This is a genomic window from Streptomyces graminilatus, from assembly GCF_001418565.1.
Lineage (GTDB): Bacteria > Actinomycetota > Actinomycetes > Streptomycetales > Streptomycetaceae > Streptomyces > Streptomyces graminilatus.
In genome coordinates this window covers 1-11827 of record NZ_LIQQ01000222.1, presented here as the reverse complement: position 1 = coordinate 11827, position 11827 = coordinate 1, and the positions used below count along the sequence as shown (strand labels likewise).

The window sequence follows — 11827 nt, the reverse complement described above, 5'->3', positions numbered from 1 at the left end:
CACATGAGAGCGGAACAGTCAGGCGGAATAAGCCCGACCGTTCACAGCGTCCTCGCTGTGTTTACTGCATCAAAGGAACCTCGAACTCACAGATAATTCCGCGAGTCGGGGTATCAACAAATCTGGCGTTGATTTTTGGCACGCTGTTGAGTTCTCAAGGAACGGACGCTTCCTTTGTACTCACCCGAGAGACTCTCTCAGGCTTTCCTCCGGGCAGTTTCCCTTCGGTCCTGCTGTTTTGCTTTGTCTTGCTGTCTTGCGTTTCCGACTCTATCAGACCGTTTCCGGTTCCGATTTCCTCGGTGCTTTCCAGGTTTCCGCTTTCGCGTTTCCCTTTCCGGCGAGTCCGACTCTATCAGAAGTTCTGAGTCGGAATTTCCGTCCCGCTCGGGTTGGTCCCTGGCGCACTGTGGCGCCGGGTTCCCTCGCTGGCGGAGCCGTAAACGTACTGGAGCGGGGCTCCTCGATGCAAATCGAGGAGCCCCGCTCCGAGTTCAGGTGCGGCGAGGGGCAGTACGGGCGCCCTCCCGTGACCGTCAGACCTCCACGACGACCGGGAGGATCATCGGGCGCCGGCGGTAGGTGTCCGACACCCATTTGCCCAGCGTGCGGCGGATGAGCTGCTGCATCTGGTGGGGCTCGACCACCCCGTCCTGTGCCGACCGTTCCAGGACCTCGGCGATCCTCGGGACGACGTCGGCGAAGGCGTTGTCGTCGATGCCCGAGCCGCGGGCCTGGATGTGCGGGCCACCCGTGATCTTGCCCGTGGACGAGTCCATCACCACGAAGACGGAGATGATGCCTTCGTCCCCGAGGATCTTGCGGTCCTTCAGGGCCGGTTCGCCGACATCGCCGACCGAGAGGCCGTCGACGTACACGTACCCCGCCTGGACCTTGCCGGAGATCTTCGCCTTGCCCTCGATGAGGTCGACGACCACACCGTCCTCGGCGATGACGATCCGGTCGTGCGGGACGCCCGTCATGGCGCCCAGTTCGGCGTTGGCCCGCAGATGGCGCCATTCGCCGTGCACCGGCATCAGGTTGCGCGGCTTGCAGATGTTGTAGAAGTACAGGAGCTCGCCGGCCGAAGCATGGCCGGAGACATGCACCTTGGCGTTGCCCTTGTGCACGACATGGGCGCCCCAGCGGGTCAGGCCGTTGATGACGCGGTACACCGCGTTCTCGTTGCCGGGGATCAGGGACGACGCCAGGATCACCGTGTCGCCCTGCACGATGCGGATCTGGTGGTCCCTGTTGGCCATGCGGGACAGCGCGGCCATCGGCTCACCCTGCGAGCCCGTACAGACCAGTACGACCTGGTGGTCCGGCAGATCGTCGAGGGTCTTGACGTCCACCACCAGGCCCGGCGGCACCTTGAGATAGCCAAGGTCGCGGGCGATGCCCATGTTCCGGACCATCGAGCGGCCGACGAAGGCGACCCGGCGGCCGTACTCGTGGGCCGCGTCCAGGATCTGCTGGATGCGGTGGATGTGGCTGGCGAAGCTCGCCACGATGACCCGCTTGCCGGCGCCCGCGAAGACCTGGCGCAGCACGTTCGAGATGTCGCGCTCGGGCGGAACGAAACCCGGGACCTCGGCGTTCGTCGAGTCGGAGAGGAGAAGGTCGATGCCCTCCTCGCTCAGCCGCGCGAAGGCGTGCAGGTCCGTGAGGCGGCCGTCCAGCGGGAGCTGGTCCATCTTGAAGTCGCCCGTGTGGACGACCATGCCGGCGGGGGTGCGGATGGCGACCGCGAGAGCGTCCGGGATGGAGTGGTTGACCGCGATGAACTCGCAGTCGAAGGGGCCGATGCGCTCGCGGTTCCCCTCCGTCACCTCAAGGGTGTAGGGGCGGATGCGGTGTTCCTGGAGCTTGGCCTCGATGAACGCGAGGGTCAGCTTGGAGCCGATCAGCGGGATGTCCGGCTTCTCCCGCAGGAGGTACGGGACGGCGCCGATGTGGTCCTCGTGGCCGTGCGTGAGGACGATGCCCTCGATGTCGTCGAGGCGGTCCCTGATGGACGTGAAGTCCGGCAGGATCAGGTCGATTCCGGGCTGCTCCTCCTCGGGGAAGAGGACGCCGCAGTCGACGATCAGCAGGCGGCCGTCGTACTCGAAGACGGTCATGTTGCGGCCGATCTCGCCGAGGCCGCCCAGTGGGGTGACCCGCAGGCCGCCCTTCGGGAGCTTCGGCGGGGCGCCGAGTTCAGGATGCGGATGACTCAAAAGACTCTCCTCACCACACGCGCCACGTACCGGCAAGGCACGTGGCGCGCATGACGTTCGTGCAAAAGCAGTTGTTGGATGTGGACTGCGGACACGGATGTCCCGCGTATTCAGTTGTGAAGTCTGTTGTCAGAGCTCTACCCCGCCGGCGGCAAGATCGATCTTGAGCTGGGCGACCTCGTCGGCGGACAGTTCGACCATGGGGGCGCGCAGCGGTCCGGCGGGCAGGCCCTGGAGGGTGAGCGCGGCCTTGGTGGTCATGACGCCCTGGGTGCGGAACATGCCGGTGAAGACCGGGAGCAGCTTCTGGTGGATCTCGGTGGCCTTCTGGACCTCGCCGGAGACGTACGCCTCGACGAGGGTTCGCAGCTCGGGTGTGACGACATGGCCGACGACCGAGACGAAGCCGACCGCGCCCACGGAGAGCAGCGGCAGGTTCAGCATGTCGTCGCCGGAGTACCAGGCGAGGCCTGAGCGGGCGATGGCCCAGCTGGCGCGGCCGAGGTCGCCCTTGGCGTCCTTGTTGGCGACGATCCGGGGGTGCTCGGCGAGCCGGACGATGGTCTCGGTGCTGATCGGGACGCCGCTGCGGCCGGGGATGTCGTACAGCATGACCGGGAGTTCGGTGGCGTCGGCGATGGCCGCGAAGTGCCGGTACAGGCCCTCCTGTGGGGGCTTGTTGTAGTACGGCGTCACCGTCAGGAGGCCGTGGGCGCCGGTCTTCTCCGCCGCGCGGGCCAGTTCGATGCTGTGGTGGGTGTCGTTCGTGCCGACGCCCGCGATGATGTGGGCGCGGTCGCCGACCGCCTCCAGTACGGCTCGTACGAGATCCGATTTCTCCGCGTCGCTGGTGGTCGGCGACTCGCCGGTGGTGCCGTTGATGACCAGGCCGTCATTGCCTGCGTCCACCAGGTGGGTGGCGAGCCGCTGCGCGCCGTCGAGGTCGAGCCCGCCGTCCGCCGTGAACGGCGTGACCATGGCGGTGAGGACCCGCCCGAAGGGGGTCTGCGGAGTGGAGGTCGGAGCCATGGGTACCACGCTACTCGCTGCTCAGGGCGTGGTCTGCCCTAGGGGTGCGGGAAAAATCATGACAAAGACGGAGCCCGGCACTGCCTGCTCGGGGGTTCAAGCAGTGCCGGGTCCGTTTGATCAGGCTAGATGAACCTCTCGAAATACCGCAATACGGACACTTCGCGAGGCTGATCCGTACATCTGTGCCCGGTGGCGAAACACGCGTACGTCTGCCTTACGGCGCCACCCGGCCGTTGGCGTTGAAGGCCGCGTGGGTCAGCGGCATGAGACGCGCCCACTCCGCCTCCATCTTCTCGCCGACCATCTCGATCTCCCGCTGCGGGAACGACGGCACCTTCGCCAGCTCGTGCTGCGTGCGCAGGCCGAGGAAGTGCATCAGGGAGCGCGCGTTGCAGGTGGCGTACATCGACGAGAACAGGCCGACCGGGAGGACCGCGCGGGCGACCTCACGGGCGACGCCCTGCGCGAGCATCTCCTGGTAGGCCCGGTATGCCTGGCGGTACGAGTCCTCCATGGTGCGCGCCACGAGTTCGTGCTGCTCAGGAGTGCCCTCGACGAACACGTACTTGCCCGGTCGCCCCTGCTGGACGAGCTTGCGCGAGGTGTCCGGCACGTAGAACACGGGCTGCAGCTCGCGGTAGCGGCCGGACTCCTCGTTGTACGACCACCCCACGCGGTGCCGCATGAACTCGCGGAAGACGAAGATCGGGGCGCTGATGAAGAACGTCATGGAATTGTGCTCGAACGGGCTGCCGTGCCGGTCGCGCATGAGGAAGTTGATCAGGCCCGTCGAGCGCTCCGGGTCCTTGCCCAGCTCGTCCAGGGACTGCTCCCCGACGGTCGACACACGGGCGGCGAACAGCACGTCGGAGTCGGCCGCGCTGTGTTTGACCAGCTCGACGGTCACCTCGCTGCGCAGGTCGATCTTGAACTCGTCGTCGGGGGTGGGGCTCACGGTCCGGGGGGTCCTTCCCATCGCGGCAATCGGCGTTTGGCGACGCCACTCTACGACCCGCCAAACGGGACGTTCACCATCGTCATGGAGTTAATTCGGTGAAATCGGGCACCATTTGGGGCGTCCAGGGCTGGTGACCGGCCGGTCGGCTGTATAGCCTCACCGGGCACTGCCCGCACCTGGATGTGAGTGAGGACCAGCCGTGCCCCTGCCCTTCCTGACGGCCGACCACGCCTCCGCCGAGGCCAGGGCCGGTCACGCGCTGCCGTTCGACGACCGCGACCGCTGGCGGCGCCCCTACCGGCCCGGCCCCTGGCGGGTGGGTACGGCGGCGCTTCTGCTGCTGCTCGCCTCGTACGTGCTGGTCGCGGCGGTCATCATCGCGGCCACCGGGGAGTTCGCGGGCGGTGCGGCGTGTCTCGGCGGGGCGCTGGTCGTCATCGCCGTGGCACTGCGTCTGCTGCGCACCGGCGTGTGGGTGAGTGCGCACGGGCTGCGCAGGGTGGGCTTCCTCGGTACGCGGACGACGCGCTGGGAGAAGGTCGTCGCCGTACGGACGGTGCAGCAGCCGGTGCGCTGGCTCGCGCTGCCGCGCACCGTGCAGGGGCAGGCCCTGATCCTCGTACGGCGGGACCGGGCCGCCGGCGCCCTGGCACCGCTGCTGACCACGCACAGCGCCGACTTCCTGGGCCGTACGGAGGCGTTCGACCGGGCCGCGGACAACGTGGAGGTGTGGGCCGCGGAGTTCGGGCGAGGTTAGACACCGGACCTGTTGTCAGGCCTGCTGGGCGGGTGACTTGCCGGCGTGCAGGGCGATCGCGCGTTGCATCGCCTTGCGGGCGCGGGGTGTGTCGCGGGCGTCGTGGTAGGCGACGGCGAGGCGGAACCAGTTGCGCCAGTCGTCGGGGGCCGACTCCGTCTCGGCCTTGCGTCTGGTGAAGACCTCGTCGGCCGAGTCGCGGTCGACCCGGCCGCTCGGGGTGCGCCTCAACTCGTCGGCGGGCAGGCCGCCCTCGGCCTCCAGTTCGGCGGCGAGGCGGTTGGCGTTCCGGACGAACTGCGTGTTCTTCCAGAGGAACCAGACGCCGATCCCGGGCAGAATCAGGACCGCCACGCCGAAGGTGACGGTCAGGAGCGTGCCGGCCTGGATGAGCATGACCCCGCGGCTGCCGACCAGGACGAAGTAGAAGACCAGGACGGCGGCCGTGAGGGCGTAGGAGAGTTTCGCGCGCATGACGTCCCTCAGCCGAGGTCGAGGAAGTGTTCCAGGCCGAAGGTGAGGCCCGGGGTGTCCACGACGCGCCGTGCGCCGAGCAGGATGCCCGGCATGAAGCTGCTGTGGTGGAGCGAGTCGTGGCGGACGGTCAGTGTCTCGCCCTCGCCGCCCAGCAGGACCTCCTGGTGGGCCAGGAGCCCGCGCAGGCGCACGGAGTGCACGGGCACCCCGTCGACGTCCGCGCCCCGGGCGCCGTCCAGCCCGGTCGCCGTGGCGTCCGGTGCGGGTGCCGAGCCCGCCTTGGCCCGGGCCTCGGCGATGAGCTGTGCCGTACGTGTCGCGGTGCCGCTGGGCGCGTCCACCTTGTTCGGGTGGTGCAGCTCGATGACCTCGACCGACTCGAAGTAGGGCGCGGCGATCTGCGCGAACTTCATGGTCAGTACGGCCCCGATGGAGAAGTTGGGTGCGATGAGCACGCCCGTCTCCGGGGACCGGTCCAGCCAGCCGGTGAGCCGCGCGAGGCGTTCGTCGGTCCAGCCGGTGGTGCCGACGACCGCGTGGATGCCGTGGCCCACGCAGAAGTCGAGGTTGGCCATCACCGAGTCGGGGGTGGTCAGCTCGACCGCGACCTGGGCGCCGGTGTCGACGAGCGTGTCCAGCTTGTCGCCCCGGCCGAGGGCGGCGACCAGTTCCATGTCCTCGGCGGCCTCGACGGCCCGTACCGCCTCGGCACCGATACGGCCGTTGGCGCCGAGGACGGCCACGCGCAGCTTGCTCATGTTTTTGCTTCCTTACCGGACGGGTAGCGGGTGTGGAGCGGAGCGGATACGGCTGTCAGGCGACCGTCTCCTGCAGACGGGCCGCCTGCTTGTCCTTGAGCGGGCCGATGACCGCGAGCGACGGGCGCTGTCCCAGGATGTCGCGGGCGACCTCACGGACCGCGTCCGGGGTGACCTCGGCGATCCGGGCCAGCATGTCGTCCACGGACATCTGGTCGCCCCAGCACAGTTCGCTCTTGCCGATACGGTTCATCAGCGCGCCGGTGTCCTCCAGGCCGAGGACGGTCGAACCGCGCAACTGGCCGATGGCGCGGCCGATCTCCTCGTCGGAGAGGCCGTGCTCGGCGACGTGGTCGAGTTCGTCGCGGCAGATCTTCAGGACGTCGTGGACCTGTGAGGGCCTGCAGCCCGCGTACACGCCGAAGAGGCCGCAGTCGGCGAACCCGGACGTGTACGAGTACACGCTGTACGCGAGACCGCGCTTCTCCCGGACCTCCTGGAAGAGGCGGGACGACATGCCGCCGCCGAGGGCCGTGTTGAGCACGCCCAGTGCCCAGCGGCGCTCGTCGGTGCGGGCGAGGCCCGGCATGCCGAGGACGACGTGGGCCTGCTCGGTCTTGCGGCCGAGGAGTTCGACGCGGCCGGCCGTGCGGATGGCGCGGCTGCCGTCGCGCGGGGCGATCGGGGTGGCGTCGGTCTTCTTGAGGGCGCCCGCCTTCTCGAAGGCCGCGCGGACCTGGCGTACGACCTTGTTGTGGTCGATGTTGCCGGCCGCCGCGACGACGAGGTGGGTCGGGTCGTAGTGCTTCTTGTAGAAGCGGCGGATGCGGTCCGCGGTGAGGGCGTTGACCGTGTCGACCGTGCCGAGGACCGGGCGGCCGAGGGGGGTGTCGCCGAGCATGGTGTGCGCGAACAGGTCGTGCACGCAGTCGCCCGGGTCGTCCTCCGTCATCGCGATCTCTTCGAGGATGGCGCCGCGCTCGACGTTGACGTCCTCTTCGAGGATCAGGGAGCCCGTGAGCATGTCGCAGACGACGTCGATGGCGAGCGGGAGGTCGGTGTCGAGCACGCGCGCGTAGTAGCACGTGTACTCCTTCGCCGTGAACGCGTTCATCTCGCCGCCGACCGCGTCGATCGCGGAGGAGATGTCCAGCGCCGACCTGCGCGTGGTGCCCTTGAAGAGCAGGTGCTCCAGGTAGTGCGTGGCGCCGTTCAGGGCCGGCGTCTCGTCGCGGGAGCCGACGTGGGCCCAGATGCCGAAGGTCGCGGAGCGGACCGACGGCAGGGTCTCGGTGACGATGCGCAGGCCGCCGGGGAGGGTGGTCTTACGGACCGTGCCGATGCCGTTGGTGCCCTTGATCAGGGTTTGCGTACGGGCGACGGCCCGCGCCTCCGAGGAGGTGCGGGCCGTCGCCGTGGAGCTGCTCGACGTCACTTGTCGTCGTCGTCCTTCTTGTCGTCCTCGGCGTTCTCTTCACCCTCGATGACGGGGATGAGCGACAGCTTGCCGCGGGAGTCGATCTCGGCGATCTCGACCTGGACCTTGGAGCCGACGGCCACGACGTCCTCGACGTTCTCCACGCGCTTGCCACCGGCGAGCTTGCGGATCTGCGAGATGTGCAGCAGACCGTCCTTGCCCGGGAGCAGCGACACGAACGCGCCGAAGGTGGTCGTCTTCACGACCGTACCCAGGTAGCGCTCGCCGACCTCCGGCATGGTCGGGTTGGCGATCGAGTTGATCGTCGCGCGGGCCGCCTCGGCCTGCGAGCCGACCTGGGCACCGATGTAGATGGTGCCGTCGTCCTCGATCGTGATCTCGGCGCCGGTGTCCTCCTGGATCTGGTTGATCATCTTGCCCTTGGGGCCGATGACCTCACCGATCTTGTCCACGGGGATCTTGACAGTGATGATCCGCGGGGCGTTGGGGGACATCTCGTCCGGCGTGTCGATCGCTTCCATCATCACGTCGAGGATGTGGAGGCGGGCGTCGCGGGCCTGCTTGAGAGCGGCGGCCAGGACGGAGGCGGGGATGCCGTCCAGCTTGGTGTCGAGCTGGAGGGCGGTCACGAACTCCTTGGTGCCGGCGACCTTGAAGTCCATGTCGCCGAAGGCGTCCTCCGCACCGAGGATGTCGGTGAGGGCGACGTAGTGCGTCTCGCCCTTGATCTCCTGGGAGATCAGGCCCATGGCGATACCGGCGACGGGGGCCTTGAGCGGCACACCGGCGTTCAGCAGCGACATGGTGGAGGCGCAGACCGAGCCCATGGACGTCGAGCCGTTGGAGCCGAGGGCCTCGGACACCTGACGGATCGCGTACGGGAAGTCCTCGCGCGAGGGCAGGACCGGCACGATCGCGCGCTCGGCGAGCGCGCCGTGGCCGATCTCGCGGCGCTTCGGGGAGCCGACGCGGCCGGTCTCGCCGACGGAGTACGGCGGGAAGTTGTAGTTGTGCATGTAGCGCTTGCGCGTCACCGGGGAGAGGGTGTCGAGCTGCTGCTCCATGCGGAGCATGTTGAGGGTGGTGACGCCCAGGATCTGGGTCTCGCCACGCTCGAACAGCGCCGAGCCGTGCACGCGCGGGATGGCCTCGACCTCGGCGGCGAGCGTACGGATGTCCGTGACGCCACGGCCGTCGATGCGGACCTTGTCCTTGATGACGCGCTCACGCACGAGGGACTTGGTCAGCGAGCGGTAGGCGGCGCTGATCTCCTTCTCGCGGCCCTCGAACTGCGGGAGCAGCTTCTCGGCGGCGAGGCCCTTGACGCGGTCGAGCTCGGCCTCGCGGTCCTGCTTGCCCGCGATGGTGAGCGCCTGGGAGAGCTCGCTCTTGACGGCGGCGGTGAGCGCCTCCAGGACGTCGTCCTGGTAGTCGAGGAAGACCGGGAACTCGCCGGTGGGCTTGGCGGCCTTGGCGGCGAGGTCGGCCTGGGCCTTGCAGAGGACCTTGATGAAGGGCTTCGCGGCGTCCAGACCGGCCGCGACGACCTCCTCGGTCGGCGCCTCGGCGCCGCCCGCGATCAGCGTGATGGTCTTCTCGGTGGCCTCGGCCTCGACCATCATGATCGCGACGTCGCCGTCCTCCAGGACGCGACCGGCGACGACCATGTCGAAGACGGCGTCCTCGAGCTCGGTGTGCGTCGGGAACGCGACCCACTGGCCGTTGATCAGCGCGACGCGGACGCCGCCGATCGGGCCGGAGAAGGGCAGACCGGCGAGCTGCGTGGACGCGGAGGCGGCGTTGATCGCCACGACGTCGTACAGGTGGTCCGGGTTGAGCGCCATGATCGTGGCGACGACCTGGATCTCGTTGCGCAGGCCCTTCTTGAAGGACGGGCGCAGCGGGCGGTCGATGAGGCGGCAGGTGAGGATCGCGTCCTCGGAGGGCCGGCCCTCACGACGGAAGAAGGAACCGGGGATCTTTCCGGCCGCGTACTGGCGCTCCTCGACGTCCACCGTGAGGGGGAAGAAGTCGAGCTGGTCCTTGGGGTTCTTGGAGGCGGTGGTGGCCGACAGCACCATGGTGTCGTCGTCCAGGTACGCCACGGCGGAGCCGGCGGCCTGCTTGGCCAGGCGGCCCGTCTCGAAGCGGATGGTGCGGGTGCCGAAGGAACCGTTGTCAATGACGGCCTCGGCGTAGTGGGTCTCGTTCTCCACTAGCGTTTTCTCCGATACTTTTTCGTCTTTTGTCCCGTCCTGCCCGTGTGGCAGAGGGACGTGGGGTCGGAGAAGCGCGCCTTCAGATTGCGGGCCGGTCTTCGATCGAAGCACCCGGGAGTCGGTTCCCGGGGGCCACTACCGAGGACCGGCGGCGGCGAGGTGCACTTCTCCTCGTGTCTGTTCTGTTCTGTCCTGCGTGTATGTCCTGCGTATTGCGTTGTGCTACCACACTACAAAGAGGTGGTGACACTCCGCACGTTTCCGCACGTACGGCAAAGGGAGCGGCCCCCTAAAGTGGGAACCGCTCCCTCTCACAGCGTCTTACTTGGCGCCGGCCGCACCGCGGCGGATGCCGAGGCGGTCGACCAGCGCACGGAAGCGCTGGATGTCCTTCTTGGCCAGGTACTGGAGAAGGCGGCGACGCTGACCGACGAGGATCAGCAGACCACGACGGGAGTGGTGGTCGTGCTTGTGCGTCTTGAGGTGCTCGGTCAGGTCCGCGATACGGCGCGAGAGCATCGCGACCTGGACCTCGGGGGAGCCGGTGTCGCCCTCCTTGGTACCGAACTCGGAAATAAGCTGCTTCTTCACTGCGGCGTCGAGCGACACGCGTGCTCCTCGTAGTCTTTGTAGTAGCCACCGAGTGCCCCTGGTCCACTTCTCAGGGGAGCTTCTGTAACTCGGGAGGCGGGAATCCGCTGAGCGCGGCCTCCGGAGTCGCTGACTCCAGGGGTGCGTACACAAACGGCCGTCGCCCAGGATAGCAGCAGGCAGCGGCCGTCTTCGCCGTGGTGTGCAAACAGTGGGGGCGGCGGGGGCTCGGCCACTAGGGTGAGTACGTAGATGTAGATCGTCGTCACGTACCGCGACATTCGCGGTAGTCGTACCGCGGTGGTCGGCAGTAGTCAGTGGTCAGCAGCAGGTAGTCAGCAGTCATATGACGTACGTCGGGAAGGGGTCGCTTCGCCATGGCGGAGGCACAGGGCACTCAGGACACCACGGCCGCGCAGGACGAGGACGTCAAGGCGCGCAAGGAGCGGGAGCGGGACGAGCTGTACTCCCTCGACATCTCGGGCGTCGAGTGGCACAGCGCCCCCGGCACGGAGGAGCACGAGGAGCGGGTCGAGATCGCCTACCTGCCCGAGGGCGCGGTGGCCATGCGGTCCTCCCTGGACCATGACACCGTCCTCCGTTACACGGAGGCGGAGTGGACGGCGTTCGTGCTCGGGGCGCGCGACGGGGAGTTCGATCTGGAGCCGACTGAACTCAACGGCGGCCTCGCGGCGGCCGAGGCCGCGTCGTCGGACTCGGGTTCCGGTACGGGCTCGGGTGCGAGCACCGATTCGGGTGGGGACGTGGAGTAGTTCGCGCTCAGTCGTCCTGAGTGATGGCAGTCGTCCTTGGTGATGGATCGAGGGGCGGGACCGGTGCGGTGCGCCGGTCCCGCCCCTCTTTTTCGCGCGCGTTTTCCGCGAAGTGCCCTGTCAACTCTCTTACCAGAGAGGGAGGTTCGGGCACGGACGGGACCGGTTCCGGCCAGGCTGCGACGTATTGGACGGTCACTGGGGGGTGGACGGGCCTGCCGGGGCAGGGGTCGTGGTGATTAGGCTGGGCCCGGCGCGACGCCGGAACCCGGGGACCGGGCGCCGGTGTACCGGGGGGAAAGCCGGGCAGATCGGACGACCTCCACCGTCCGACGCCGGAGGACGTGGGCACGACCCGCGAAATGCCGGCTTCGGACGAGACGAACACAGACGAGAAATGGTCGCTCAGCACGGCAAGAGGGTGCTCGACCACACCAGGAGGAATTGTGAACGGCGATCGGGACGGGAACCGCGGGGGCTGGGCAACACCCGGCGACGACCAGTCCGACGCGGAGTCCGCCAGCGAGATGACGGGCGAGTTCACCATCGACTACGCGACGCCTGCCTGGTACACGCAGAACGCGTCGGGGTGATCGGGGGCG

Annotated in this window: 10 protein-coding genes and 1 pseudogene; 3 read left to right on the top strand and 8 right to left on the bottom strand. The window is 68.1% G+C overall.

Translation table 11 applies throughout. The annotated features are described in order from the left end of the window. Positions 1 to 536 precede the first annotated feature (536 nt). From AOK08_RS19635 to thyX, 3 genes are all read right to left on the bottom strand, one after another. Entirely contained in the window at positions 537 to 2222 is a 1686-nt protein-coding gene (locus AOK08_RS19635; RefSeq protein ID WP_055527603.1) for a ribonuclease J, read from the bottom strand. 129 nt (positions 2223 to 2351) lie between these two features. Beyond that, positions 2352 to 3251, bottom strand: a complete 900-nt coding sequence (dapA, locus tag AOK08_RS19630; RefSeq protein WP_055527599.1) for a 4-hydroxy-tetrahydrodipicolinate synthase — start codon at positions 3249 to 3251, stop codon at positions 2352 to 2354. A gap of 217 nt (positions 3252 to 3468) precedes the next feature. Further along, positions 3469 to 4209: an FAD-dependent thymidylate synthase gene (gene thyX / locus AOK08_RS19625; RefSeq protein ID WP_055527597.1), complete on the bottom strand. Its 741-nt coding sequence runs from the start codon at positions 4207 to 4209 to the stop codon at positions 3469 to 3471. Positions 4210 to 4411: 202 nt separating this feature from the next. Here thyX and AOK08_RS19620 point away from each other — a divergent pair, with 202 nt between their 5' ends. Next, positions 4412 to 4969 carry a PH domain-containing protein gene (locus AOK08_RS19620; protein ID WP_055527595.1) on the top strand — a complete coding sequence of 186 codons (558 nt, stop codon included), beginning with the start codon at positions 4412 to 4414 and terminating at the stop codon, positions 4967 to 4969. Positions 4970 to 4984: 15 nt separating this feature from the next. Here the strand turns inward: AOK08_RS19620 and AOK08_RS19615 are convergent, their stop codons facing one another. From AOK08_RS19615 to rpsO, 5 genes are all read right to left on the bottom strand, one after another. Continuing rightward, positions 4985 to 5443, bottom strand: a complete 459-nt coding sequence (locus AOK08_RS19615; protein WP_055527593.1) for a hypothetical protein — start codon at positions 5441 to 5443, stop codon at positions 4985 to 4987. A gap of 8 nt (positions 5444 to 5451) precedes the next feature. Further along, the gene (gene dapB / locus AOK08_RS19610; RefSeq protein WP_055527591.1) at positions 5452 to 6204 is read right to left on the bottom strand and encodes a 4-hydroxy-tetrahydrodipicolinate reductase; all 753 of its coding nucleotides are present in this window, start codon (positions 6202 to 6204) and stop codon (positions 5452 to 5454) included. Positions 6205 to 6259: 55 nt separating this feature from the next. Then, positions 6260 to 7639 (bottom strand): M16 family metallopeptidase, encoded by a 1380-nt coding sequence (locus tag AOK08_RS19605; protein WP_055527589.1) that lies wholly within the window; start codon positions 7637 to 7639, stop codon positions 6260 to 6262. Beyond that, entirely contained in the window at positions 7636 to 9858 is a 2223-nt protein-coding gene (locus tag AOK08_RS19600) for a polyribonucleotide nucleotidyltransferase (RefSeq protein WP_055527588.1), read from the bottom strand. Before AOK08_RS19600 ends, AOK08_RS19605 begins: the two co-directional genes overlap by 4 nt. Positions 9859 to 10182: 324 nt before the next feature. Continuing rightward, positions 10183 to 10470 (bottom strand): 30S ribosomal protein S15, encoded by a 288-nt coding sequence (gene rpsO, locus AOK08_RS19595; protein ID WP_055527587.1) that lies wholly within the window; start codon positions 10468 to 10470, stop codon positions 10183 to 10185. 359 nt (positions 10471 to 10829) lie between these two features. Between rpsO and AOK08_RS19590 the strand changes: the two genes are divergently transcribed. Together AOK08_RS19590 and AOK08_RS46610 are read left to right on the top strand one after the other, a co-directional pair. Beyond that, positions 10830 to 11225 carry a DUF397 domain-containing protein gene (locus AOK08_RS19590; protein WP_055527586.1) on the top strand — a complete coding sequence of 132 codons (396 nt, stop codon included), beginning with the start codon at positions 10830 to 10832 and terminating at the stop codon, positions 11223 to 11225. 446 nt (positions 11226 to 11671) lie between these two features. After that, a pseudogene (locus AOK08_RS46610) lies at positions 11672 to 11815 on the top strand (SCO5717 family growth-regulating ATPase); the annotation flags it as partial. Positions 11816 to 11827: the final 12 nt, after the last annotated feature.

What these genes read in the sequence shown, in the direction of transcription:
- AOK08_RS19615 (WP_055527593.1), bottom strand. Translation starts at nt 5,443, where the DNA reads ATGCGCGCGAAACTCTCCTACGCCCTCACGGCCGCCGTCCTGGTCTTC.
- dapA (WP_055527599.1), bottom strand. Translation starts at nt 3,251, where the DNA reads ATGGCTCCGACCTCCACTCCGCAGACCCCCTTCGGGCGGGTCCTCACC.
- AOK08_RS19590 (WP_055527586.1), top strand. Translation starts at nt 10,830, where the DNA reads ATGGCGGAGGCACAGGGCACTCAGGACACCACGGCCGCGCAGGACGAG.
- dapB (WP_055527591.1), bottom strand. Translation starts at nt 6,204, where the DNA reads ATGAGCAAGCTGCGCGTGGCCGTCCTCGGCGCCAACGGCCGTATCGGT.